The sequence below is a fragment of the uncultured Alsobacter sp. genome, assembly GCF_945952055.1.
Classification (GTDB): domain Bacteria; phylum Pseudomonadota; class Alphaproteobacteria; order Rhizobiales; family Beijerinckiaceae; genus Alsobacter.
Genome location: NZ_CAMFHB010000017.1, coordinates 48,125 through 73,060, shown reverse-complemented (window position 1 = coordinate 73,060; position 24,936 = coordinate 48,125). Strand labels below are relative to the sequence as shown.

General features: G+C 67.1%; 22 protein-coding genes and 1 pseudogene. 9 read left to right on the top strand and 14 right to left on the bottom strand.

What is annotated here, in order from left to right:
• Positions 1 to 5: 5 nt before the first annotated feature.
• The 7 genes and pseudogenes from Q0Q47_RS14530 to Q0Q47_RS14500 all read right to left on the bottom strand — a co-directional run bounded on the left by Q0Q47_RS14530 (position 6) and on the right by Q0Q47_RS14500 (position 6,273).
• Positions 6 to 812 (bottom strand): SDR family NAD(P)-dependent oxidoreductase, encoded by an 807-nt coding sequence (locus tag Q0Q47_RS14530; RefSeq protein WP_293861000.1) that lies wholly within the window; start codon positions 810 to 812, stop codon positions 6 to 8.
• The gene (locus Q0Q47_RS14525) at positions 805 to 1,560 is read right to left on the bottom strand and encodes an SDR family oxidoreductase (protein WP_293860997.1); all 756 of its coding nucleotides are present in this window, start codon (positions 1,558 to 1,560) and stop codon (positions 805 to 807) included. The genes Q0Q47_RS14530 and Q0Q47_RS14525 overlap by 8 nt, the downstream gene beginning before the upstream one ends.
• A complete protein-coding gene (locus Q0Q47_RS14520; RefSeq protein WP_293861123.1) occupies positions 1,557 to 2,462 on the bottom strand; it encodes a branched-chain amino acid ABC transporter permease in 906 nt (301 codons plus the stop codon). Before Q0Q47_RS14520 ends, Q0Q47_RS14525 begins: the two co-directional genes overlap by 4 nt.
• Positions 2,463 to 2,594: 132 nt before the next feature.
• Positions 2,595 to 3,503 (bottom strand): annotated as a pseudogene (locus Q0Q47_RS14515) (branched-chain amino acid ABC transporter permease); the annotation flags it as partial.
• Between the two features lie 2 nt (positions 3,504 to 3,505).
• Positions 3,506 to 4,228, bottom strand: coding sequence for an ABC transporter ATP-binding protein (locus tag Q0Q47_RS14510; RefSeq protein WP_293860994.1), 723 nt, complete (start codon positions 4,226 to 4,228; stop codon positions 3,506 to 3,508).
• Positions 4,221 to 5,003 carry an ABC transporter ATP-binding protein gene (locus Q0Q47_RS14505; protein ID WP_293860991.1) on the bottom strand — a complete coding sequence of 261 codons (783 nt, stop codon included), beginning with the start codon at positions 5,001 to 5,003 and terminating at the stop codon, positions 4,221 to 4,223. The genes Q0Q47_RS14510 and Q0Q47_RS14505 overlap by 8 nt, the downstream gene beginning before the upstream one ends.
• A 76-nt stretch (positions 5,004 to 5,079) precedes the next feature.
• A complete protein-coding gene (locus Q0Q47_RS14500; RefSeq protein WP_293860988.1) occupies positions 5,080 to 6,273 on the bottom strand; it encodes an ABC transporter substrate-binding protein in 1,194 nt (397 codons plus the stop codon).
• A 248-nt stretch (positions 6,274 to 6,521) separates the two neighbouring features.
• Here Q0Q47_RS14500 and Q0Q47_RS14495 point away from each other — a divergent pair, with 248 nt between their 5' ends.
• The 8 genes from Q0Q47_RS14495 to Q0Q47_RS14460 all read left to right on the top strand — a co-directional run bounded on the left by Q0Q47_RS14495 (position 6,522) and on the right by Q0Q47_RS14460 (position 16,121).
• Complete coding sequence (locus tag Q0Q47_RS14495; protein ID WP_293861120.1) at positions 6,522 to 7,511, top strand: NADPH:quinone oxidoreductase family protein; 990 nt, start codon at positions 6,522 to 6,524, stop codon at positions 7,509 to 7,511.
• Between the two features lie 20 nt (positions 7,512 to 7,531).
• Positions 7,532 to 9,628 carry a 3-hydroxyacyl-CoA dehydrogenase NAD-binding domain-containing protein gene (locus tag Q0Q47_RS14490; RefSeq protein WP_293860984.1) on the top strand — a complete coding sequence of 699 codons (2,097 nt, stop codon included), beginning with the start codon at positions 7,532 to 7,534 and terminating at the stop codon, positions 9,626 to 9,628.
• A 44-nt stretch (positions 9,629 to 9,672) separates the two neighbouring features.
• The gene (locus Q0Q47_RS14485) at positions 9,673 to 10,551 is read left to right on the top strand and encodes a CoA transferase subunit A (RefSeq protein ID WP_293860981.1); all 879 of its coding nucleotides are present in this window, start codon (positions 9,673 to 9,675) and stop codon (positions 10,549 to 10,551) included.
• A gap of 11 nt (positions 10,552 to 10,562) precedes the next feature.
• Positions 10,563 to 11,363: a ketoacid CoA transferase gene (locus tag Q0Q47_RS14480; RefSeq protein ID WP_293860978.1), complete on the top strand. Its 801-nt coding sequence runs from the start codon at positions 10,563 to 10,565 to the stop codon at positions 11,361 to 11,363.
• Positions 11,364 to 11,400: 37 nt separating this feature from the next.
• Positions 11,401 to 12,609 (top strand): acyl-CoA dehydrogenase family protein, encoded by a 1,209-nt coding sequence (locus Q0Q47_RS14475; protein WP_293860975.1) that lies wholly within the window; start codon positions 11,401 to 11,403, stop codon positions 12,607 to 12,609.
• An 84-nt stretch (positions 12,610 to 12,693) separates the two neighbouring features.
• Complete coding sequence (locus Q0Q47_RS14470; protein WP_293860972.1) at positions 12,694 to 13,683, top strand: phosphotransferase family protein; 990 nt, start codon at positions 12,694 to 12,696, stop codon at positions 13,681 to 13,683.
• Positions 13,684 to 13,690: 7 nt separating this feature from the next.
• Positions 13,691 to 14,470 (top strand): SDR family oxidoreductase, encoded by a 780-nt coding sequence (locus tag Q0Q47_RS14465; protein WP_293860969.1) that lies wholly within the window; start codon positions 13,691 to 13,693, stop codon positions 14,468 to 14,470.
• A gap of 22 nt (positions 14,471 to 14,492) precedes the next feature.
• Entirely contained in the window at positions 14,493 to 16,121 is a 1,629-nt protein-coding gene (locus Q0Q47_RS14460) for a GMC family oxidoreductase (protein ID WP_293860966.1), read from the top strand.
• On the opposite strand, the gene Q0Q47_RS14455 is transcribed toward Q0Q47_RS14460, so the two are convergent.
• From Q0Q47_RS14455 to Q0Q47_RS14445, 3 genes are read right to left on the bottom strand one after another with little or no spacing between them, the layout of a single operon-like run.
• Complete coding sequence (locus tag Q0Q47_RS14455) at positions 16,091 to 16,633, bottom strand: flavin reductase family protein (protein ID WP_293860963.1); 543 nt, start codon at positions 16,631 to 16,633, stop codon at positions 16,091 to 16,093. The genes Q0Q47_RS14460 and Q0Q47_RS14455 overlap by 31 nt on opposite strands.
• A 13-nt stretch (positions 16,634 to 16,646) precedes the next feature.
• Complete coding sequence (locus tag Q0Q47_RS14450; protein ID WP_367278254.1) at positions 16,647 to 17,978, bottom strand: LLM class flavin-dependent oxidoreductase; 1,332 nt, start codon at positions 17,976 to 17,978, stop codon at positions 16,647 to 16,649.
• 54 nt (positions 17,979 to 18,032) lie between these two features.
• Complete coding sequence (locus Q0Q47_RS14445; RefSeq protein WP_293860957.1) at positions 18,033 to 18,563, bottom strand: VOC family protein; 531 nt, start codon at positions 18,561 to 18,563, stop codon at positions 18,033 to 18,035.
• Between the two features lie 97 nt (positions 18,564 to 18,660).
• Here Q0Q47_RS14445 and Q0Q47_RS14440 point away from each other — a divergent pair, with 97 nt between their 5' ends.
• On the top strand, positions 18,661 to 19,560 hold the full coding sequence (locus Q0Q47_RS14440; protein ID WP_293860954.1) for a LysR family transcriptional regulator: 900 nt from the start codon (positions 18,661 to 18,663) through the stop codon (positions 19,558 to 19,560).
• Positions 19,561 to 19,574: 14 nt separating this feature from the next.
• Here the strand turns inward: Q0Q47_RS14440 and Q0Q47_RS14435 are convergent, their stop codons facing one another.
• The 4 genes from Q0Q47_RS14435 to Q0Q47_RS14420 form a co-directional block, all read right to left on the bottom strand.
• Positions 19,575 to 21,287, bottom strand: a complete 1,713-nt coding sequence (locus Q0Q47_RS14435; protein ID WP_293860951.1) for an iron ABC transporter permease — start codon at positions 21,285 to 21,287, stop codon at positions 19,575 to 19,577.
• Position 21,288: 1 nt separating this feature from the next.
• Positions 21,289 to 22,401: an ABC transporter ATP-binding protein gene (locus tag Q0Q47_RS14430; protein WP_293860948.1), complete on the bottom strand. Its 1,113-nt coding sequence runs from the start codon at positions 22,399 to 22,401 to the stop codon at positions 21,289 to 21,291.
• Positions 22,402 to 22,417: 16 nt separating this feature from the next.
• On the bottom strand, positions 22,418 to 23,491 hold the full coding sequence (locus Q0Q47_RS14425; RefSeq protein WP_293860945.1) for an ABC transporter substrate-binding protein: 1,074 nt from the start codon (positions 23,489 to 23,491) through the stop codon (positions 22,418 to 22,420).
• Between the two features lie 201 nt (positions 23,492 to 23,692).
• Entirely contained in the window at positions 23,693 to 24,928 is a 1,236-nt protein-coding gene (locus tag Q0Q47_RS14420; protein ID WP_293860942.1) for an ABC transporter substrate-binding protein, read from the bottom strand.
• Between the last annotated feature and the right edge of the window lie 8 nt (positions 24,929 to 24,936).

Genomic DNA, 24,936 nt, shown 5'->3' with positions numbered 1-24,936 from the left:
GCGTTTCAGTCGGACCCGGGAATGCTCTTGTCCACCGGGCCGGCCGCTCCGTAGGCGCTCCAGCCGCCGTCGACCGGCAGGACCGTCCCGGTGACGTAGCTGGCCCAGTCCGACAGGAGGAACGCGGCGGCCCGCGCCATCTCCTCCGGTTCGGCGAACCGCCCCAGCGGCGTGCGCCGCTCGATGGCGGTCGGATCGAAGACGTTCCTCTCCAAAAGGGCCCGGACCATGGGCGTGCGCGTGTAGGCCGGCGCGATGCAGTTGACCCGGATGCCGGCCGTTCCCCATTCGCAGGCCAGCGTCCTGGTGAGATGGATGACCCCCGCCTTGGCAATGCCGTAGCCCGAGCGCCCCGGAAAGGCCCCGAGCCCCACGATCGACGAGACGTTGACGATGGCCCCCTTCCCCTGCCGCAGCATGGACCGCCCTGCGGCACGACAGACGAGGTAGGTCCCGCGGAGGTTCACGTCGACCACCCGCTGCCATCGGGCCACCTCCTGCTCGTGCACCGGGACGAGGTCGTCGCCGATGCCGGCCGAGTTGAACACGAGGTCGAGCCCACCAAGGTGCGCCTCCGCTTCGGCGACCATGCGATCGACGGCAGCCTCGTCGGCGACATCGCCGGTGACGGCCGCGACGGCACCCAGCGCGGCGAGCGCCTCGGGGTCGACCGGCGCAATGTCGGCGACGACCACCCTGGCTCCCAGGTCCGCCATCAGCCTGGCGGTCGTCGCGCCGATGCCGCTCGCGCCGCCCGTGACGATCGCCCTCTTGCCGTCGAGGCGGAGGGACGGAATGGGCCGGTCATGCATCGGGATCGCTCTCCCCCGCTTCGTCGACCTTGAAATGGAAGTCGGGCGCCCACTGCTCCCGTGGCGCCTTGTGGAGCGCGAGATAGGCCGCAGCGACGCGGTCGTGATCGTAGGGCGTGCCGGCCTGCATGGTGCCGTGAATGGCGACCGTCGAGACGTGAATGCCGTGGTCGACCAGTTCCTTGAACAGCGAATGGCCGAGGCTCCTGAGGGCCGCCTTGCCGAGCGAGGTGACGCCCCACTCGATCCACGGCCCGAAGGCGAGCACGCCGCCCGTGAGCAGGATGGTCCCCCTGCCCCGCGCGATCATGGTCGGGGCGACGGAGGCCGCAGCATGGTGGGCGCCCGCGACGTTGGTGCGAAACGCGTCCACGACATAGTCGAAGCTCGCCGGCTCACCCCGCGCAGCCCAGCCGTCGGCCGTGCCGTATTTCGCCTCAGCGATGGCGGATCGCGTCACGAAGCGGGCCGGCTCGATGACCGCGGCATTGTAGACGAGAACGTCCGCCTCGCCGTAGAGCACCCTGATCCGACGGTGGACCTCGTCCATCGCCGACGGCATGCCGGCGTCGGCGGCAAAACCCGTCACGTCGTACCCTGCCGCGCGAAACCGGCCCTCATGCTCGGCCAGCGCAGCGGCGCGGCGGCCGACGAACGCCACGGCGAAGCCGTCCGCCGCAAAGGCGCGCACCAGGGCCTGGCCGAGGCCAGGACCCATCCCGATCACGATCGCCAGCGGTTTGCTCACGGCGCCACTCCGGATTTCGCGGCCGAAGCGGGAGCCCCGATGCCGCCTGCTGACGTTTGTCGCGCCTTGCGGTTGGCGATGAATTCTTCGAGCGTGCCGATCACCCCCTTGCGCAGGAAGAGCACGCACAGCGTGAAGATGATCCCTTGGATCACGACGACCCAGGAGCCGAACGTGGCGAGCTTGGTCTGCAGGACGACGACGATTCCTGCGCCGACGACCGGGCCGAGAAGCGTGCCCACGCCGCCGATCAGCGTCATCAGCAGGACGTCCGCGGAGGTCGTGAAATAGACGTCGTTGAGCGAGGCGATCTGGAAGACGATCGCCTTCATGCCGCCGGCGACGCCCGACAGGAGGGCCGAGAGGGTGAAGGCCAGGAGCTTGAACCGGCTCGTGGAATAGCCGAGCGAGATCGAACGCGCCTCGTTCTCCCGGATGGATTTCAGGGTCTGTCCGAACGGCGAATGCACGATCCGGTACACGAAGGCGAAGCCGGCCAGGAAGACCGCCAGCGTGACGTGGTAGATGGTCAGCGTGTCGGCGAGGTCGAAGATCCCGAACAACCGGCCACGCGGCACGGACTGGATGCCGTCCTCGCCATGGGTCCAGCTCGACTGCAGGGCGTAGAAGTACACGATCTGGGCAAGCGCCAGCGTGATCATCGCGAAGTAGAGACCCTGCCGTCGGATCGCGAGCCAGCCGAAGAGCGCGCCCAGCACCGTGGCCGCCGCGACACCGAACAGTAGGCTCAGTTCGGGCGGGAAGCCGCCATAGGCCGCCGACTGCGCGGTGACGTAGGAGGCGGCGCCGAAGAAGGCCGCATGGCCGAAGGCCAGCAGCCCGCCGTACCCGAACACGAGGTTGTAGGCGAGCGCGAACAGGGCGAGGCACAGGATCTTCATCCCGAGGATCGGGAAGAAGAGATGTGGGAACACGAGGCCCAGCGCGAGGAGCACGACGAACCAAAGGCGGCCGTTCTCCAGGATGCTCCCCGATCGGCCCGACGACAGGTCGGCGACGGCATGCGCCGTCGTCTCGCGGCCGAACAACCCCGCGGGCCGCAGGACCAAGACGATCGCCATGATCACGAAGATCACCGTCGTCGACGCCTGCGGATAGAAGACCTTCGTGAGGCCCTCGATCAGCCCCATCAGGAGCCCGCTGAAAATCGCTCCGCCGATTGAGCCCATCCCGCCGATCACAACGACCGCGAAGACGGTGATGATGATGCTCTGGCCCATCTGCGGCCCGACCTGGTAGATCGGCGCCGCCATCACGCCCGCCAGGCCGGCGAGCCCCACCCCGAAGGCGTAGGTCAGCATCAGCATGCGCGGCACGTTGATGCCGAAGGCCCGCACGAGATTGGGGTTCTCGGTCGCGGCACGCAGGTACGATCCGAGCTTCGTGCGCTCGATGAGGAACCACGTACCCAGGCACAGGAGCAACGCGGCGACGATCACCCAGGCACGATAGTACGGCAGGAACATGAAGCCGAGATTCATGCTGCCGCGCAGAACCGCCGGAACGTCATATTGCTGTCCAGCTGCGCCGTAGCGCACGTTGAACAGGCCTTCGATGACCATGGCGAGGCCCACGGTCAGCAGCAGCCCGTAGGCGTGATCGAGGTCGTAGACGCGGCGGATGAACAGCCGCTCGGTGATCGCCCCGACGCCGGCCATGACGACCGGCACGATCAGGAGCGCCCACCAGTAGCTCAACGAGGGCAGGCCCAGCCCCGGAAACAGGTCGGGCAGGTTGAACAAGTACCAGGCCCCGAACGCGCCAAGCATGTACTGGGCGCCGTGCACGAAGTTGCCGATACGCAGCAGCCCGAAGATGACGGCGACGCCGAGGCTCATCATGGCGTAGAAGGCGCCGTTGATGAGGCCGACCAGGAGCTGGCCGAACAGCAGCTGCGGAGGAATGCCGAGCAGCGGGATCATGCCTAAACTCCGAGGTAGGCGTGCAGCCGATGTTCGTTCCCGGCCAACTCGTCACGCGTCAGCGTCTCGACGACCCGACCATGCTCCACGACGCAGAACCGGTCGGCGAGACGTGAGGCGAACCGGAAGTTCTGCTCGACGAGAAGGATGGTGAATCCGCTCGTCTTGAGCGACGCGATCACGGCCCCGATCTGCTTGACGATGACCGGCGCCAATCCTTCCGTGGGCTCGTCGAGCAGCAGTGTCCGGGCGCCCGTACGCAGGATCCTGCCGATCGCGAGCATCTGTTGTTCGCCCCCGGAGAGCTTGGTGCCCTGGCTCGTCCAGCGCGCCTGCAGGTTTGGGAACATCGCGAGCACCTCCTTGGTGCTCATCCCACCGCTGGCGATCACCGGCGGCAGTTCGAGGTTTTCCCCGACGGTCAGGCTCGAGAAGATGCCCCGCTCCTCGGGACAATAGGCGAGACCGGCGCGTGCGACCGCCTCGGGAGGGCTGTGCGAAATGTCCTGGCCGCGGAAGCGGATCTCGCCGGACTTGCGTCGCAAAAGTCCCATGATCGACCGCAGGGTCGATGTCTTTCCCGCGCCATTGCGTCCGAGAAGCGTGACGACCTCTCCTTCCCGCAGATCGAACGAGATGCCGTGGAGAGCCTTGCTCTCCCCATACCAGGCTTCGAGGTTGCGGACCTGGAGGAGCGGCGTGGAGGATCGGCCAGGCTCAGTCATCGATACCACCGATATACGCCTCGACCACGCGCGGGTCGGTCGACACCGTCTTGTAGTCCCCTTCCGCCAGGATCCGACCGCCCGCGAGCACGGTGATGCGGTCGGACAGGGCCGAGACCACGGAGAGGTTGTGCTCGACCATGAGGATGGTCCGGTTCGACGAGACCTTCCGGATCAGGGCCGCCACGCGGTCGACATCCTCGTGGCCGAGGCCCGAGGTCGGCTCGTCAAGGAGCAGCATCTCGGGGTCGAGCGCCAGGGTCGTGGCGATCTCGAGTGCGCGCTTGCGTCCGTAGGACAGCATCGCAGCGGGATCGTCGCTGTTGGCCTCCAGCCCGACCTCAGCAAGCAGTTCATCCACGCGAGCGTCGAGCGCACGCAGGGAGCGCTCGCTCTTCCAGAACTGGTACGACACGCCGGTCGGCCGCTGCAGGGCGATCCGGACGTTCTCCCGGACGGTCATGCGCGGGTAGACGGCCGAGATCTGGAAGGAGCGGACAACCCCTCGCCGCGCGACCTCCTCGGGCTTCAGCGCGGTGATGTCCTGTCCGTTGAACCGAATCGACCCGGAGGTCGGCTGCAGGACCTTGGTGATCAGGTTGAAGAGCGTCGTCTTTCCTGCACCGTTGGGGCCGATCAGGGCATGCACGGAGTGGCGCTGAACCCGCAGATTCACGTCGTTCACCGCCGTGAAGCCGGCGAACGACTTGGTCAGCCCGACGGCTTCGATGACGGCGTCACTCGCCGCACCCGTCGCAAGACCGCCGGCCGTCATGCCCGCCTCCCGGATAGTGCCGGAAACAGAAGCCGCGCGACGATGGTCGCGCGGCTCCGGGACTGGCGTATTGGCTTCACTTCTTCACCAGCGGGCACTTCGTCTCGGACAGCGGCTTGAAGGCCTTGTCGGCGGCAACGGTGGTCACGACCTTGAAGACATCCTGCTTGTCGGCGCCGCCCGGCGCGTTGACCTGGAGCAGGTACATGTCGTGGACCAGCCGCCCGTTCGTCCAGAGCGTCCCGTTCTTGGCGAACATGTCGTTCGTCTTGGTTTCGCGCATCTTGGCCAGCACGGCCTGCGGTTCATCCGTGCCGGCCGCCTTGATGGCATTCAGATAGTTCATGGTGGCCGAGTACGAGCCAGCAGCGACCCAACCCGGCGCGTTGCCGGTCTTGGCCATCATCTTCTCCTTGAACTGCTTCGACGCGTCGTCCGTGTTCCAGTACCAGGGCGACGCGAACTGGATGCCCTTCAGCGTCTCCAGCCCGATGGACCGCGCGTCGGACTGATGCAGGGTCCCCAGCGCCACGCGCTGGCCGCCCTGGATGATGCCGAACTCCTGGATCTGCTTGAGAGCATTGACCAGTTCGGGGCCGTTGAGCGTCAGCGCCAGAACCTTCGCCTTCGAGGCCTGCGCCTGCAGCAGATAGGACGAGAAGTCGGTGGTGCCGAGAGGCGCGCGAACGGTGCCAAGCACCTTGCCACCGCTTTCCTCGACGGTCGCCTTGTAGGTGGCCTCGAGGACCTTTCCGGCTTCGTAGTCCGGCGAAATGATGTACCAGGTCTCGCCACCCGTCGCGATCTGGGCCATGGCCGAAGAGCGAGCGACCGAATAGGCGTCGTAGGCCCAAGCAACGCCGTAGCCGTTGCAGCTGTCTTCGGTCATCCGGTCCGTGATCGGGGAGACGAACAAGCCGATCTTCTTGCGCTCGCCGAGCAGCGTGTTGACGCTCAGCGCAATGGCGGAATTGGCGATGTCGACGACGGCGTCGACCCCGTCCTGCTCCAGCCACTGCCGCGCGATGGAAAGCGCGACCTCGGGCTTGTTCTGGTGGTCCGCGGCGACGAGCTGGATCGGCTTGCCCAGGACTTGGCCGCCGAAATCGGCGATGGCCAGCCGCACGGCCTCGACTACTTCCGTGCCGCCGAGGGCCGAGAACGAGGTGGACTGGTCATTGAGGACGCCGAGCTTGACCTGGCCGTCCTGGGCGAAGGCCGCGGACGACAGCAGGAAAACCGACAAGGCGGTGGCAACCGCAAACTTCATGGCTTCTCTCCTCCCGAGTGCGCGGCGAAAGCTCGCGCTGTTGCTTTTCTGCGCTCCCACACGCGGGCGCACGCTGCAGCATACGCTCCCTGTTCGCGCGATGCAGTCATCGTCCGAAAAGACTATCGAGACGCGTATCGCGGCCACGACGCCCGTTAGTCCCAACGGACGATGCTGCGACGGAACGGTTCTCGCCATTGTGCCAGACAGGGTCCGGAGGGTTCGGCAGCATGGCGGATGCAGTGCAGATGAGGGCGGTCGTGTGCCGGCAGTTCGCCCCGCGGGCGGAGCTGCGGCTCGACACGGTTCCAGCCCCGTCGGCCGCCGAGGGGCAAGTCGTTTTGCGCGTCGAGGCCGGTGCCATCAATTTCTTCGACGGACTGATGGTTGAGGGCAAGTACCAGACCCGACCCGACCTGCCGTTCACGCCCGGCAGCGAAGCCGCCGGCACGGTGGTGGAGGTGGGCCCCGGCGTTGCCGACCTCCAGCCGGGAGCGAGGGTGCTGGCTTTCACAGGCCAGGGTGGCTACGGCGAGCAGGTTGCGGTCGACGCCTCACGCGTCCATCCGATCCCCGACGCGATGTCCTTCGAGCAGGCCGCCGGATTTCTCATCACCTACGCCACCTCGCACCATGCGCTGAAAGATCGCGCTGGCCTGCAGGCGGGCGAGACGGTGCTGGTGCTCGGCGCGGCAGGCGGCGTCGGGATCACGGCCATCGAGATCGCCAAGCGCATGGGCGCGCGCGTCATCGCGGCCGCCTCGACGGATGAGAAGCTGGCGATCTGTCGCCAGCGCGGTGCGGACGAGACCATCAACTACCGGACCGGCGACCTGCGCCAGGGCCTGAAGGAGCTCACCGGAGGGCGTGGCGTGGACGTCGTCTATGATCCTGTCGGCGGCCCGGCGACCGAGACCGCGCTGCGCAACCTCGCGGTCAATGGACGCCATCTCGTCATCGGCTTCGCGGCGGGCGACATCCCCAGGATCCCTCTCAACCTGTTGCTGCTCAAGCAGTCGTCGCTCATCGGCGTGTTCTGGGGCGCTTTCGCCAAGGCGAACCCCGCCCGCAATGCCGCCAACCTCGCCGAACTCATGACCTGGTTCGAGGACGGCAGCCTGCGCCCGCATATCGGGGCCGTCTATCCCCTAGACCAGTTCGCCGAAGCTCTCGACGTCGTCATGGAACGGCAGGCCCAGGGCAAGGTCATCCTCCGCATGAACACCACGGCCGCCTGAACAGAATGGACAGCCAGCGCATGACCACCGAGGTCTCCGACAAAGCCGTCAAATGCGAGGCACGGGGCCATGTCCTCGTCGCGACGGTGGACAATCCGCCCGTCAACGCCCTCTCCCACGCGGTCCGCTCCGGACTGGTCGATGCCGTCGAGCAGCTGGAAGCGTCGCCGTCCCTGCGTGCGCTGGTGATCGTATGCCGGGGCAAGACCTTCATCGCCGGGGCCGACCTGCGTGAATTCGGAAAGCCGCTGCAGGAGCCGCGCCTCGGGGTGGTCATTGATCGGCTCGACCGCTGCGGCAAGCCAATCGTCGCAGCGCTCCACGGCACCGCACTGGGCGGTGGGCTCGAGGTGGCTCTCGCCTGCAGCTACAGGGTGGCCTCTCCAACCGCACGCATGGGTCTTCCGGAGGTGAAGCTGGGCCTTCTCCCGGGATCGGGGGGGACCGTCCGGCTGCCGCGGCTCATCGGTGTCGAGGCCGCGCTGACGATGATCAGCGAGGGCGGCCAGATCGATGCCGGCGCCGCCCGCGACCAGGGTCTCGTGGACGCCATGATCGAGGGCGACCTCACCGACGGGGCTGTCGCCTTCGCCGAAAAGGTCGTCAGCGACGGTGGATCTGTTCGCCGGGTCAGCGACCTGCCCGTCCCCGCCTTCGATCCAGGGATCCTGGCCGCGAAGCGAACCGAGCTTGCGCGCAAATTCAAAGGCTTCTCGGCTCCGCAGCTGGCCGTCGATCTCATCGAGGCGATGACGAAGACGCCCTTTGCCGAAGCGGCCGCCCATGAATACGACGTCTGCAAGACCCTGATCGCCTCGCCGCAGTCCCGCGCGTTGCGTCACCTCTTCGCGGCGGAGCGCGAGGCCCTCAAGATCGATGGGGTGACGCCGGAGACGAAGCCGCGCGACATCGCCAAAGTCGCCGTCGTGGGTCCGGGCACGATGGGCCGCGGCATCACCGTCTGCCTGCTCAACGCCGGCCTCCCGGTCGTTCTCGTCGGGCGTGACGACGAGACGCTCTCGGCGGGCGTGGAGGCCATCCGCCGGACGTTCGATAGTTCGGTCAAGCGCGGCTCGATGCAGCAGGCAGACGCCGATGCGAGGCTGGCGCGGCTCACCCCTACGGTCGATTATGCGCCTCTCGCCGACTGCGATCTCGCGATCGAAGCCGTGACAGAGGACCTCGGCGTGAAGTGCGAGGTCTTTCGCCGGCTCGAGGCTGCCCTCCCCGAGCGCGCCATCATCGCGACGAACACGTCGTTCCTCGACATCGAGGCCCTCGCCGACAGCATCTCGCGCCCGGAACGTGTCGCGGGGATGCACTTCTTCAATCCGGCCAATATCATGAAGCTGCTCGAGAACGTTCGCGGCAGCCGAACGTCCACCGATGTCCTCGCCACCACCACGGCGCTGGGTAAGCGCCTGGGCAAGGTGCCGGTCATGGTCGGCCGTTCCGAAGGCTTCGTGGCCAACCGCATGTTGTCCAAGCGGTCGCGCGAGGCACAATTCCTCCTTGAGGACGGTGCGTCGCCCCAGCAGGTCGATCGCGTGCTTGCCGGCTTCGGCTTCCCCATCGGTCCCTTCGCGCTCGCCGACCTCGCCGGCATCGACGTGATGTGCGCCGCTCGGGCCGCCCGCTTCGCGCGCATGACGAAGCGCGAGCAGGAGTGCGACATCGTCGACAAGCTGAAAGCGGCAGGGCGCCTGGGGCAGAAGAATGGCGCCGGGTACTACCGCTACGGGGAGGATCGCAAGGCCCAGCATGACCCCGCGGTCGACACCATCCTCGAGGCTCATCGTGCGCAGCGCGGACGGGATCGCCGCGACATCTCCGACCAGGAGATCCTCGAGCGCTGTCTCTACGCGATGATCAACGAGGCAGCCAGGATCCTCGACGAGGGCGCCGCGGCACGCCCGGGCGACATCGACGTCATCTGGACCAACGGCTTCGGCTGGCCGACCTATTTCGGCGGCCCGATGTTCTACGCCGACCAGATCGGGCTCCCCAAGGTCAAGGACGCCCTGGACCACTACAGCCGACTTGTCGGTGACGAATACTTCAAGCCTGCCAGGCTGATCGAACGCTGCGTGGCCGAGGGCCGCGGCTTCTACGGCTGACGACATCATTCTTCGAGCGACGCAGAACAACGACAGGAAGTCCCATGAACAAGGACATGAGCGCCAGGGCGGTCATCTCGCAGCTTCGCGACGGCATGACGATTGGCGTCGGGGGATGGGGCCCGCGACGCAAGCCGATGGCACTGATCCGGGAGATCCTCCGGTCGGACCTGAAGGATCTCACCATCGTCGCCTATGGCGGGCCCGAGGTGGGCATGCTGTGCGCCGCCGGCAAGGTCCGCAAGGTCATCTACGGCTTCGTGTCGCTCGATACGATCCCGATCGAGCCCTACTTCCGCAAGGCACGCGAGGCAGGAGCCGTGGACGTCTGCGAACTCGACGAGGGGCTCCTGCTGCTCGGCCTGAGAGCCGCGGGCCATCGCCTCCCCTTCGTCGCGACGCGCATCGGAATGGCCTCCGCGGTCATGACGAACAATCCTGAGTTCAAGACGATCCGATCTCCCTACGACGACGGGGAAGAACTCCTCGCCTTGCCCGCCATCAAGCTCGACGTGGCGCTCATCCACGTCAACCGTGCCGACCGGAAGGGCAACACGCTGACCTTCGGGCCGGACCCCTATTTCGACGACCTGTTCGCGCGTGCCGCGGACAAGGTCTTCGTGACCACGGAAGAGATTGTCGACAGCATCGCCAGCCACGACCCCGAGGTGATGAAGGCCAACCTCTTCGAGCCCTATCTCGTGGCGGGTGTCGTCTACGCGCCGCTCGGCGCGCATCCGACGACATCGTTCGGCGCCTATGGCTGGGACATGGGCCACCTCAAGGCCTATGCCGCGACCGCAACTGAAGACGGCGGGTGGCAAGGCTACAGGGACAAGACCATCGGGAACGACGAGGCGAGCTACATTGCCAGCGTGGGCGGCGAAGCCCATGTCCGCGGTTTGCCCATTCCCACTTTCTGATCGGACGCGCCATGACAACCGCGACAGACTTCACCCTCGCCGAGCTCATCATCGCCGCAGCCGCAGAGACCTGGCGGGGCGACGGAGAACTCCTCGCCACCGGGATCGGGCCACTGCCACGGCTGGCCGCGAGCCTCGCCAAGCTGACCTTTGCGCCGGGCCTCCAGATGACGGACGGCGAGGCTTTCCTCGTCGAGGAGCCCGTTCCTCTCGGGGCGAGGGGCAGCTACCAGCCGCGTTACTCCGGCTGGATGCCCTACAGCCGCGTGTTCGACAGCGTCTGGTCCGGGCGGCGCCACGCCATGGTGACCCCCGTCCAGGTCGATCGCTATGGCCAGGGCAACATTTCGGCGCTGGGCCCGGACTTCAGGAAGCCGAAGGTGCAGATGCTGGGCGTCCGGGGCTTTCCCGGCAACAGCGTCTCCCACAAGAACTCGTTCTTCCTCCCGAACCACAGCAAGAGGTCCTTCGTCGAGGGGGAAGTCGACGTCGTCGCGAGCGCGGGCCTGAAGCCGTCGTCGTGGCCGGCCGGCGCCCCGGCGGACTACGTCAAGCTGGGCCTCGTCGTCACGGATCTGTGCGTGTTCGACTTCAACGGTCCGGGGCATGCCGCGCAGGTGCTCTCCCTCCACCCGGGTGTGACCTTCGCCCAGGTCCAGGACGCCACGGGATTCCCGCTGCTGCAGGCACCCGGCCTCAGGGAAACGGCTGCACCGGCCGAGGAGCAGCTTGCGGTCATCCGGAACCTGGATCCCCACAATGTCCGGGCCACGGTGCTGAAGGGCAACCCACCCGGCGTGCGGGCGGCCTGACGCCGGGGCCGCTGGCCCGACAGCAAAGGGGGATCCCGTGGATTTCGACTACAGCGCCAAGACGAAGGACCTGCTCGTTCGACTGCAGGCCTTCATGGATGAGCACGTCTATCCGATCGAGAAGGCCTATTACGAGCATGTGCGCAGGGAACGGTGGACCAATCCGCCCGTCGTCGAGGCGCTCAAGGAAAAGGCGCGGGCACAGGGCCTGTGGAACCTGTTCCTTCCCGAGTCCGACCATGGCGCCGGGCTCACGAACGTCGAGTACGCGCCACTGTGCGAGGTGATGGGGAGGGTTCACTTCTCCCCGCAGATCTTCAACTGCGCAGCCCCGGACACGGGCAACATCGAGACGATCGAGCGCTACGGGACCCCCGAGCAGAAGGCACGGTGGCTGCCGCCCATGCTCGACGGCAAGATCCGCTCGGCCTTCGCGATGACCGAGCCGGACGTGGCCTCCAGCGACGCGACCAACATCCAGAGCTCGATCGTGCGCGATGGCGACGACTACGTCATCAACGGGCGCAAGTGGTGGATCTCGGGCGTCGGCGACCCGCAGTGCGAACTCCTGATATTCATGGGCAAGACGGATCCCACAGCCGCCAAGCACCTGCAGCAGTCGATGATCCTCGTGCCCCTGAAGACACCGGGCATCGAGGTCGTGCGGCACCTGACCGTGTTCGGCTACGACGACGCGCCGCACGGGCACATGGAGATCATCTTCGACAATGTCCGCGTGCCGGTGACCAACATCCTGCTGGGGGAGGGACGCGGGTTCGAGATCGCCCAGGGACGGCTCGGGCCCGGCCGCATCCACCACTGCATGCGCATGATCGGGCTGGCCGAGCGCTGCCTTGAGATGATGTGCCGCAGGGTGCAGAGCCGCGTCGCGTTCGGGAAGCCCATCGCCGAGCAGACGGTGACGCTGGAGCGGATCGCCGAGTCGCGCATTCTCATCGACCAGGCCCGCCTGCTGACGCTCAAGGCCGCGCACATGATGGACACGGTCGGCAACAAGAAGGCCCGTGCCGAGATCGCCATGATCAAGGTCGCAGCGCCAAACATGGCTTGCCGCGTCATCGACTGGGCGATCCAGGCCCATGGTGGCGCCGGCGTGTCGCAGGACTTCCTGCTCGCCAACTACTATGCCCACGCCCGCAAGATCCGGCTCGCGGACGGCCCCGACGAGGTGCACCGCAACCAGATCGGCCGCCTGGAACTCGCCAAGTACAAGACGGCGGGCTAGGCGATGGACGCGTCGCGGTTCGTCGGAACGGAACCGCTGCCGGCAGGAAGCACAGTCGATCCCGGCAGGCTTCAAGCATACCTCGTGGGGCGGTTGCCGGATTGCGGTGGCGTCCTGACGATCGAACGCTTCCGCGGCGGACAGTCCAACCCCACGATGGTCCTGTCCATCGACGGGAGGCGCCGGCTCGTGCTGCGCAAGAAGCCGGACGGAAAGCTGCTGCCCTCCGCCCACGCGGTCGATCGCGAGTTCCGGGTCATCTCGGCCTTGTGGGATTCGGGCGTGCCGGTCGCCAGACCGAGGCTGCTGTGCGAGGACGAGTCGATCGTGGGGACGATGTTCTACGTGATGGATTACGTCCCGGGCAGGTCGTTCTGGGAACCCTGGCTGCCGGACGTGTCACAGGAGACCCGCAGAGCGATCTACGGCGAACTCAACCGTGTGATCGCCCGCCTGCATGGCCTGGACTTTGGGGCGCTTGGCCTCTCCGATTTCGGCCGCCCGACGGACTACGTCGCCCGCCAGGTGAAGCGGTGGACGACGCAGTACCGGGCGTCGGAAACCGAGCGCATCGCGGCAATGGACGACCTGATCGCCTGGCTCCCGGCCAACATCCCGGCCCAGCGCCGATCCGCCCTGATCCATGGCGACTACCGCCTCGACAACATGATCGTCCACCCGATTGAGCCGCAGGTGGTGGCCGTCGTGGACTGGGAACTCTCGACCATCGGCGATCCCTTGGCCGACTTCGCCTATCACATGCTGTCCTGGACTTTCCCGCAGAGTCCGTTCCGCGGCCTCCAGGGTCTCGATCTCCCGGAGATAGGGATCCCCGACGCGAGTGCCTACCGGGACACGTACCTGCGGGCGACCAATCAGGACGACCTCAGCGACCGGGACTGGCAGGCCTATCTCGCCTTCTGCCTGTTCAGGGTAGCCGCGATCCGCCAGGGCATCATGAAGCGTGTCGTCGAAGGGACTGCCAGCAACCCCCACGCCCGGGAGGCCGGTGCACTCGCGAGGCCCGTCGCGGAAATGGGCTGGGCCTGCGCCACCCGCGCCATGAAGCTTTGAGGACACCATGACCGACAAGCCCCCCCTCTACCCGACGGACGGATGTGCCCTGGTGATCGGCGGAAGCGGTGGCGTCGGCTCCGAGATCGCGCGCGTCCTGGCGCGGGACGGATGCGATGTCGCGCTGACCTACAACCGGAACCGCGGCAAGGCCGATCGGACAGCCGCACTGGTGGCATCAGAGGGGCGCCAGGCGTGGATCCATCAGGTCGATCTCCAGGATCCGACCGCTGCGGAGGCCCTCGTCGCAGAGGTCGTCGCCGAAAGTGGCGGCTTGCACACGCTGGTCTATGCGGCCGGCCCGCTCGTTCCCTTGATCCATCTGAGCAGGGTGCCGCCGCAGCAGATGCGCGACCACCTGCTCCAGGACACGTTCGGCTTCTACAACGCGGTCCACTTCGGGCTACCCCACCTGCGCAAGTCTCAAGGCTCGATCGTCGCGATCCAGAGTTCTGCCCAGTTCCGATATGCTTCCGCGGACGGACTCTCCGTGGTGCCGAAGGCCGGCGTGAACGCGATCATGACGGCGATCGCAAAGGAGGAGGGCCGCTTCGGCGTTCGCGCCAACGGCGTCGCCCTCGGCATCATCGACGCGGGCTCCCACCCCGAACTCATGAAGCAAGGCTACATCGATCAGAAATACATCGACGCTGCCGCCGCCAACGTGCCCCTGCGGCGCTGGGGCGAGGCGATCGACGTGGCGGAGGCCGTCACCTACCTCGCCTCCCGGCGCGGCCGGTTCGTGAGCGGCCAGGTCATCAACGTCGACGGCGGCTATCATGTCTGAGGCGCGGACGGCGTGACGGGCCATGGCCTCTCCTGATCCGGACTACGTCATCGTCGGCGCGGGGAGCGCCGGCTGCGTCCTGGCCAACCGGCTCAGCCAGGATCCACAGACGCGCGTCGTTCTCCTCGAGGCCGGCCCGGGGTGGCACCATCCCCTGTCGGACATGCCGCGCGGATGGGTGATGCTCACCGGGCATCGCGAGCGGGCCTGGTCATTTCCCGTCACGTCGGAACATGGTCGCCCGGTGCCTGAGACCTGGGCCCGCGGCAGGGGGCTCGGCGGGTCGAGCGCGATCAACGGCTCGATCTACTGCCGGGGTGCGCCGCAGGACTACGATGGGTGGCGCGCCTTCGGCACCGAAGGCTGGGACTGGTCGGCTTTCGAGGGCGCCTTCGAGGCGATCGACGGCGGGATGGCGCCGGGCCGGCGGCCCTTGCTCGGCACGGGGGTGCGATCGCTGGAGGAGCCGCTCGGGTCGGCCGTCCTCGCCGCAGGGCGCTCGCTGGGCCTTCCGGTGCGCAACGTCATCGACGGAGCCCGGGAAGAGGCCGTCGGGCACTACGCCCACTCCGTCGGTCCGAAGGGGCGCCGGTCCAGCGCGGGCCGGGCCTTCATCGATCCCGTCAGGCATAGGCCGAACCTCCGGATCGTCACCGGGGCTCGGGCAGAAAGAGTCCTCCTAGAGGGTGGCAGGGCGGCGGGCATTCGCTTTCGCCAAGGCAGTCACACCGTCGACCTCCACGCCGGGACGGTCGTGTTGTCCTGCGGAGCGATCCAGTCGCCGCAGCTCTTGCAGGTGTCGGGCATCGGCAAGGCCGATGACCTGAAGGCGGCAGGCGTCACGCCAGCGCACGACCTGCCCGGCGTCGGCGCCAACCTGGCCGAGCACCTCGTGATCGCGCTGCCTTACCGGCTGCGCGCGATGGCCGGTCACAACGCGCGGCTGAGGGGCCTTGGCCTCGCCCGCGAGATCCTGCGCTACGCGATCGCAGGCACCGGTGTACTGAGCTACGGCGCCTCGGAAATGGGGGCCTTCGTCCGGTCCCGTCCGGAGGTGCCCTACCCCGATCTCCAGCTGTCGCTCTCGCCCTACACCTTCGCGCGCGGGCTGCTGCCCGGCCGGCTGCGGATGGAGCGCGAGCCCGGCCTGACCATGATCGGCTACATGCTGCGCCCCGAAAGCCGGGGGCGGGTCGGCATCCGCAGTCCGGATGTCGAGGTCCCACCGGTGATCACCCCCAACTGGCTGGCGACCGAGTCCGATCGCGGGACGGCAGTCGCCATGATGCGCGCGATGCGGCGCTTCGTCGACCAGCCGGCCCTGGCCGCGCTCCTCGAAACGGAGTTGTGGCCCGGGCGCTCGGTCGACGGCGACGCCGAACTCCTCGACGCTTTTCGCGGGCGGTTCGTATCGGGGCTCCATGCGGTGGGGACCTGCCGCATGGGCAATGACCCGCTCGCCGTCGTCGATGGCACCCTTCGCGTCCGGAGCGTGGACAACCTCAGAGTCGTCGACGCCTCCGTCATGCCGTCGCCCATCTCGAGCAACACGAACGGCCCGGTGATGGCCTTGGCGTGGCTGGCCGCTGATGTCATGAGCGGCAAAGCGGGCAGCGGACCTCAGTCGGCCCCACCCACCGCGAGCCCGTGAAACCGACGCGCCAGGTAGACCATCGCCATCCCCTCTTCGCCGGCGTGTGCTCGCTGGATCAGGCCGGTGAGGATGATGTGGTCTCCACCGGGCAGCATCTCGTCCCGTTCGCACTCGAACGTCGCGAGGGCGCCGTCGATAACCGGCTGGCCCAGCGCTCCTCGGGACCACGACACGCCGTCGAACTTGTCGGTGGCGTGCTTGGCGAAGCGAGATGCGAGGTCCCGATGCTCGGGCCGCAGCATGCTGACCGCGAACCGCCGCGCTTGAGAAAAAGCCGGAAGGCAGTGAACCGAGCGGTTCATGCAGACGAGCAGCATCGGCGGTTCGAGCGAGAGTGGCGTCACCGTGCTTGCCGTGAGCCCCTGCGGCACGCCGTCCGCGTCCATCGTGGCCACGATGGCAACCCCTGCCGGAATGCGGGAGAACGCGTGCTTGACCTGATGCGGGGGTGCGAGGGCCGACCGACACTCGGCCGGCATGAGGATGGATTCGGGGGACATGCTGGACATTCGATCTCCTCGGTCACGTTGAGGTTCGGGCCATGGCCGCCGGGTGCGGTGACCTCAGGCGAGGGCCAGCGCCGAAGATCTTCTCGCGCAGGGTTCCGGACCGGTACTCGCGCTTCAGAAGACCGCGCTCCTGCAAGGCGGGCACGGCGAGTTCCACGAAGTCCTGCAACGTCTCCGGCATGATCAGCCGGGCTACGTTGAACCCGTTGACCCCGGTCTTCGCCATCCAGTCCGCGAGTTCGCCGACGACGTGCTCGACGCTGCCCACGATCAGCAGATTGCGCGCCGAGAGCGCCATTTCCTCGGCGATCTGCCGCGGCGTGTAGGTCCGCTTCGCGTTGCGGGTGAACATCTCCATCGAGGTGCGGTTGGCGTCCGTCTCCTGATACGTCAGAGGCTCGTCCAGCGGGTAGCGCGACAGATCGACCCCCAGGCCACCCGCCGCATGGGCCAGCACGGCTTCGGGGTCGGCGCAGCGCCGATACGCGTCGGCCTTCTCGCGCGCCTCTGCATCGGTGCGGCCGACGATAATTGTCGCGCCGGCAAGCACGAGAACGTCGGCGGGATTGCGCCCCTGCGCGGCAGCGAGCCGGCGGATGTCCGCGACGTTGGCGGCCACGGACTCCTTCGACACCCCGTTCACGAACACACATTCCGCGTGGGTGGCCGCGAAGGCCTTGCCGCGCCCGGAGGCCCCGGCCTGGAACAGGAACGGCGTGCGCTGCGGCGATGGCAGGCAGGGATGGACGCCCTCCATCTTGAAGTAGCGTCCGTCGTGGTGGACCGGATGCACGCCACGGGGGTCGGCAAACAGGTGCTTCTCGCGATCGAAGCGGACCGCGTCGTCGTCCCAGCATCCCTCCCAGAGCTTGTACATCAGCTCCAGATACTCATCGGCAACATCGTAGCGTTCGTCATGGGCGACGATCTTGTCGCGTCCCATCACCTTGGCTCCACTGGCCAGGATCCCCGTGACGATATTCCAGCCGACGCGGCCGCCGGTCAGGTGGTCGAGCGTCGACATGCGCCGGGCAAAGAGATACGGCGGCTCGTAGATCACGTTGCCGGTGATGCCGAACCCCAGGTTCTTCGTCACGGCAGCCATGCCCGATACGACGACCGACGGATCGTTCATCGGAAGCTGGACGCCACCGCGGACGGCCGCGTCGATCGAGCCGCCGTAGACGTCGTAGGTCCCGATCGTGTCGGCGATGAACAGCATGTCGAACATGCCGCGCTCGAGCAGGCGGGCGTAGTCGAGCCAGTAGTCCAGCGTGTTCATCCGGGTCGATCGGTCGGCCGGATGTGTCCAGACCCCCTGGGCCAGGAAACCGACACAGGACATGTCGAGAGCGCTAAGCACCATTGGCTGCATGATGCGTACCTCCGAAAGGGTTGGTCAGGACCAGTTCGTGCGGATGGGATCGTCACCCCTCCAGGTCCGCCCGGCTTCCGCCACGAGGTCCTGGAAGGCGCGCCGAGGCGGGGTCCGTTCCGTGATTTCAAGGATGTCGTCCGGCGAGGCCGGGTTCTCGAGATAGACGAAGCGGCCGCGCGTCGTGGCGCCGTCCTGGTACACGCGATAGCCGCGGCCCAGCGCATCCGCGAGCGTCGCGTCATAGTCGTCGGGCCACAGGCACCAGTGGTGGAAAGCCTCGCGGATGAACGGCCGCGCGAGCGCGTCACGCCACATGCTGGGCTCGTCGTTGTCGAGCTGCATGAGCTCGAATTCGAGGCCACGGGCGCAGGCGAACGCCGTCGTCAGGACCGGCTGGCACGGGATTCCGCGGTAGCGGCATTCGCTGAAGCGCCCACCCTCGATCATGTACCAGGGCCCGATGCCGAGGTTCGACACGAAATGGGCGATCGTCCCCCGGATATCGCGGGTCATGAACGCGGACTGGGTGACCTGTCCAAGAGATGTCAGCACGTCGTTCCTCCCCGCTTTCGTCGGACTTTGCTTGCCCTCATCCGCGATTGCCAATACCGAGTTGAGAAGAGGTGATCTCGAATCGAGATAGGCCGGCATGAGCGAGTTCCACCAGCTTCGCTATTTTCTGGAAGTGGCCGAGCAGGAAAGCTTCCGACGCGCCGCAGCCGCGCTGAACATCGCCCAGTCCGCTCTTTCCCGCCATGTCAAGGAACTCGAGGACCGCCTGGGCACGGTCCTCCTGGACCGGCTTCCCAACGGCGTCAGGATGACGCCGGCCGGACAGGTCTTCGCCGTCGAGGCGCGCCGGGGGCTGGAGGTCCTGGACCGCGCCGGGACCCGTGCACGCCGCGCGGCGGCCGGCGAAATCGGACGCCTCGCCCTCGGCATGAACGACATCGCGGCCCGCAACAGGCGCGTGGCCCGCTGCCTGAAAGCGTTCACGCACGCCAATCCAGGCATCCAGCTGGACATCGTCTCCATGGTCTCGCAGGAGCAGGTGACAGCCCTGCAGGGCGGCAAGATCGACGCGGGCTTCATGATCGAGCGACCCGAACATGCCGGGCTCGACCACGTCTGCATCGAGAACGATCCTTTCTGGCTGGCCCTGCCGATCGGCCATCGCCTCGCGGCACGTCCCACGGTGCCTATCGGCGAACTGGTGGACGAACCGTTCGTCTCGGTGTCGATGACCGCCTACTGGCTCCCGCAGACCCGGCTCCTGGCGCAGTGCCGGACCTTCGGTCTCGTGCCGAAGATCGTCCAGGAGGCCAGCAACGACCTCATGCAGCTGAGCTTCATCGCCGTCGGCATGGGCGTGGGCTTCGTCAATGCGTCCTCGGCACTTTTGGCCGCCGACGACGTGGTGCTGCGGCCCGTGGAGGGGCTGACGGTGACACTCGGCCTCGACCTGGCCTGGATGAGGCAGTCTGCCCTGCCCTCGCTACACCGGTTCGTGGCGCTCGCCCGGTCCGACTTCGCCGACGCGCCACCCTGAGACATCGAGCGGCGTCACGGCGCCGAAGCCGACCTCCTCGAGAGGACCAGCTGGACCGGCACGACGACGACGACCAGCACCACGACCAGCAGCGTGGCGAGGGCCGCCGCACCGGGCAGGTTCGGGATGTCCCACATCGTCCACAGCACCGACGAAACGACCATGGTGTTGGCCGTCATCAGCATGATGGGAATGGTGAGGTCGCGGGCGCTGTGGGCCAGCACCCAGAGCCATGCGTTCACGAGCTGCGGGCGCAGCAAGGGCACCACGATCCGGCGCAGCATCGTCGGGCCGTTGGCGCCGCACACCAGGGCGGCGTCGGTCAGGTCGCGATTCAGCTGGACCAGCGCGCCCGACAGCGAACGTGTGCCGAAGGCCAGGTAGATCGTGACGTGCCCGATCACGAGCACCGCCATGGTGCCGTAGAGCGGCGTCCGCAGGTAGAGAAGCAGGATCGCCACAGCCATCACGACGGGCGGGATGGCGGCCGGCGCGAAGGACAGGACGTCGGCCGCCCGCGCCAGCGGCCCGCGTCCGCGCACAGAGATCCAGGCCACCAGGCCCGCCAGCAGGACCACGAGCGTGCTGCTGGACAGGACCAGCAGCCCCGTGTTGAGCGCGGCCCGCCGGACGGCCTCCGAGGTCAGCAGTTCCCGGTAATTGGCGAGGGTGAGCTGCGCGAGCGCCTGCGGCCCCGGGGTCTGGTAGAACGGCAGGAAGCTGGTCCAGACCAGGATGAGCACCGGCATGGCCATGACCACGAGAAGGCACCCCGCGCCGAGCCCCGCCGGAACGCGCCAGCGACCAAGCCAGATTCGGCGGGCCCTGAAGCCCCTGGCCCCGACGACCCTGTATTTCTCGCCCGCTCCGACGATGCGGAAGTACCCCCACATCAACACGGCCGCGAGCACCAGCAGGACGAGGCCGAAGGAGGCCGCGAGCCCGTAGTTCGGAACGCCCGCATCCGGAGAGGACAGGAGGAAGATGCGGGTGCTGAGCACCGGGATCCGGGCCGTCAGTCCGACGATGAGCGGGAGCTCGAAGGCCTGGACCACGGCGATGAGCATGTAGATGCCGACGGAGAGCAGGCCGGGCGCCAGGAGGGGCAGCGTGATGACCCGCGCCACGGTGCGGCTCCTGGCGCCATGGATGAGCCCGGCGTCCTCCAGCTGCGGATCCATGTTTCGGAAAAGTCCGGCAATCATGACATAGGCCGTGGGCGTGACGCTGAAGCTGGTCGTCACGATCAGCGCCCACATCGAGTAGATGGTGAAGGGCTCCGCGCCGAGCAGCGCTCGCGACCACACGTTGAGCACGCCGTTGCCCGGATTGATCAGGAGGATCCAGCCGAAGCCCAGCACGGCCGGCGGCACGGCCATCCACGCGAAGAAGACGGTCCGGACCACGACCGCACCCGGCATGTCGGTGCGCTCCGTGAGCCAGGCCAGGACCAAGGCCATCGTCGTGCCGAGCGCCATGCTGCCGGCTGCGTAGAGGGCGGTGTTTGCGAGCAGCCGCCCGAGATCGGGATTGGCGACGACGCCCACCAAGTTGTCCAGCGTGAGCCCCCGTGCCTCGAACGGGAGCAGGCCAGCCGGTGTCAGGGCCGACACCGCCAGGACCACCAGCGGCCCGCAGACGAGCACGGCCACGACGGCGACGACGAGCCAGACCGTAGTGCGCGAGAATCCGAGCGAGTTGGAAAGCGAAGACGGAACGCTGGCCACGCTACGACGTCCCGGCAACGATGACGCAACGCTCGGCCGGCACGCCGATCGTGACCGGAGCGGATGGGTCGACCGCGTCATAGGCGTTCAGCGACACCCTGAGCAGCCCCTCGCCCGAGCGGAAATCGGCCTCGATCCTGTCGCCGAGGAACACCGGACGATGCAAGGTCCCCGTGCAGACTGTCATGCCGGGCCGGCTTTCTGGCGCGACGACCACCGCACCGGGCCGAATGACACAGGCTCCGGCCTCCCCGACACGGAGCGAACACTCCAGCGTACTCTCGAAGACGCCCATGGCCGTTTCAAAGAGGACGCTGACCCCGCCGGCGTACGCGCGTCGCTCGACGACGCGACCCGGCAGGACGTTCGCCTGGCCCACGAAATTGGCGACGAACGCCGATGCGGGCCGGAAGTAGAGATCCTGCGGCGCGCCGATCTGCGCGACACGCCCCCCGTTCAGGAGCGCGACGCGATCGGCCATGCCCATGGCCTCGACCTGATCGTGCGTCACGAACACGGTGGTGATGCCGAGGTCCTTCACGAGTTGGCGCAGTTCCGTGCGCATCTCGTCGCGCAGGCGCGCGTCGAGGTTGCTCAGGGGTTCGTCGAGCAGGAGCAGGCGAGGCTCGTGCACGATGGCTCTCGCCAGGGCCACACGCTGCTGTTGCCCTCCGCTCAGGAACGGAGCGGGCCGCTCGGCCAGTGGCTCGAGCCGCACGCGCTGGAGTGCCCCCATCACGGCGGCGCGGATCTTGTCGTCCGGAACCCGCCGGTTCCCGTGCCGCAGGGGAAAGGCGACGTTCTCGTAGACCGTCATGTGCGGCCAGACGGCATAGGACTGGAACACCATGCCGAGCCCGCGCTCGTTGGCGGGGATGAAGCGCCGCGCGGCGACGTCGACCACCACGCGACCGCCAATGGCGATCGTCCCCGCGTCGGGGCTCTCCAGCCCGGCGATGCTTTGCAGCATCGTCGTCTTCCCGCAGCCGCTGGGCCCGAGCAGGGCGAAGAGTTCGCCCTGCCGGATGTCCAGGTCGATCCCGTCGATGGCGACGACCTGCGCCTCTCCGTCGCGCGGAGGAAACCGTTTCGTCAGCGACTTGATCGAGAGCATGACGCGTGGCGACGGCTCAATTGCCGGTACTGGTGATCAGCTTCGTCAGGTCCTCGCGCAGCTTGGCCTGGGCGGCCACTTCGGCGAGCGAAGGCGGGGCCGCAAGTTTGGCGCCCTTGTCCAGGGCCTGCTGGACCACGCGCGCCACGTCCGATCCCTTGTCGCTGAGCCGCGGCATCGCCTCGAACTGCGCCGCCACGCTCGTTCCCTCGGTGGCCAGCCACGCGAGGAAGAGCCGGGCGAGATTGGGGTTCGGGGCATTCTCGGGGATGTAGACCAGCCCCTCGTAGACCATGACGTAGTCGTCGAAGAGGCGGAACTTCACCGGCTGGCCCTGCTGCAGCGCACGTTGCGCGCCATGGTAGGTGATGATGCCGAGCGGGGCCTGTCCGACCGACAGCGCCTGCATCACGACAGGGCTGCCCTTCTGCATGATCGGCCGGTTTTCCATGAGCTTGCGCGCATAGTCCATGAGCGCCGGCTGGCCGATCACATAGGCGACCGTGGGGAGAGGATTGAGGAAGAACGCATTGAGCGACAGCTTGCCCTTCCACTTGGGATCGAGCAGATCCGTCGTTTTTCGCGGCACCTCCTCGTCCTTCAGCATGGTGCTGTTCCAGCCCACGCCGTAGACGGCGTCGAGGAGGTCGAACGAGGTCCCCCGCAGGTCCGGCATCACGCCGTTAACGGCCGCATCCAGCCCCGGAAGCTCCTTCCCGAAGACCTCGACCCAAGGATAGGTCTTCACGAGGCCGCGGCTGCGAAGCGCCTCCACGTCCTCGGCACTCCCGAGCCCGACGATGTCGACCGAACCGCGTCCGCTCCCGGCTTCGGCAATCACCCGGGTGTTCGTCTGCGGCGCGCCCTGCGGTGTCCATTCCAGTTTCGCGGTAAGCCCGAAGCGCTTGTTGAACGCCTCTTCGAGAGCCTTGTGCGTCTGCGGCAAGCTCGGATTGGTGATACGCACCACCAGGGTCCCCTCGCGCTTCGCGGCGTTGAGGACCGTCTGGAAGTCGGGGGCCTGGGCGCGGGTTTCAGCGACGCACGAGAAGCACACTGCGGCAGCGATGGCGATTGCGAGTCTGTTCATTGTCGACCTCCTCCCTGTCCCGTCCCCGCCTTTGGCAGGGGACCCTGTTTTTCCGATCGTGGCATGAGAAAGCCCGGACCGGATAGATCCTAAAGCTTGCAGCGCCCGCCTGCTCGGGCCCTCGACACGCGAAAGCCCGCAGGCTGCGAGCCTGCGGGCGAACCGTTCGCGAGGAGGCACGCGCACTCGGTGTGCGAGCCTTCAGAGCTTGACCATCGAGCATTCCTTGCTGAGCGCCAACGGACGGAATGCCTCGGCGGCAGGCACCATGCCGAGGACTTCGCAATAGTCCCAAGGATACTTGGATTCCTCTGGCTTCTTCACGCGAACGAGGACCCGGTCATAAACCATCTTGCCATCTTCGCGGATCTTGCCGTTCTTCGTGAAGACGTCGGAGATGGTCGTGGCCCGCAGTTCCTTCATGACGGCGTCCGCATCGAGCGTGCCGGCGCGCTGGACCGCTTTCAGGTACTGCAGGGTGGCCGAGTAGCAGGCGACCTGGGAGTCGCTCGCCATCTTTCCCCGCTGGGCGAAGAACCGCTTGGCCCAGGCGCGCGTCTCGTCGTTCATGTCCCAGTACGTCGATTGCGTGAAGGTCAGGCCCTGGGCGATCTCAAGACCGAGGCTGTGCACGTCGACGATGAACATCAGCGGCGTGAGGACAGACTGCCGTTTCGTCAACCCGAACTCCGCCGCCTGCTTGAGGCAGTTCGTCAGGTCGGCTCCGCCGTTCGCCAGTACGACGGCATCGGCCTTCGAGGACCGGGCGGCGAGGAGGTACGAACTGAAGTCGTTGGAATTGACGGGATGGAGCGACGTACCGACGACCTTGCCACCGCCTGCTTCCGCGGCCCCCGTTGCGTCCGCCTGCAACGAATGACCAAATGAATAGTCGGCCGTGATGAAGTAGAACGTCTTCGCTCCCTTCGCCATCGCCGCCCGCACAAGACCCGCCGAGATGGCCCAGGTGTCATGTCCCCAGAGCGAGCCGTAGGGCGTGCACGACTTGCCGATCAGTTCAGTTGTCGACACGCCGGTGAAGAGGCCGATCTTCTTGTTCGGTCCAAGGAGTTCGCGGACCCCCAGAGCGATGGAGGAGTTGGCGAAGTCGGTGATCATGCTGACGTCGCCTGGCCCTAGCCATTCCCGGGCGATGGCGACTCCGATGTCCGCCTTGTTCTGGTGATCCCCGACGACGATCTGGATGGGGCGCCCGAGAACTGTCGGGCCGAAGTCTTCGACCGCCATTTTGACGGCGACCACTGAGCCCGGCCCGGCCTGGTCCGAATACGGGCCATTCTGGTCGTTGAGGACACCGATCTTGACCGGGCTGCCCTGCGCGAACGCGCGGTTCATCCCGGCTCCCAGCAGGGCGAGCGAGCCCGCCATCTTCAACACGTCGCGCCGCTGCGGCGCCATGCCGCCAATCTTCGTCATCGCTGTTT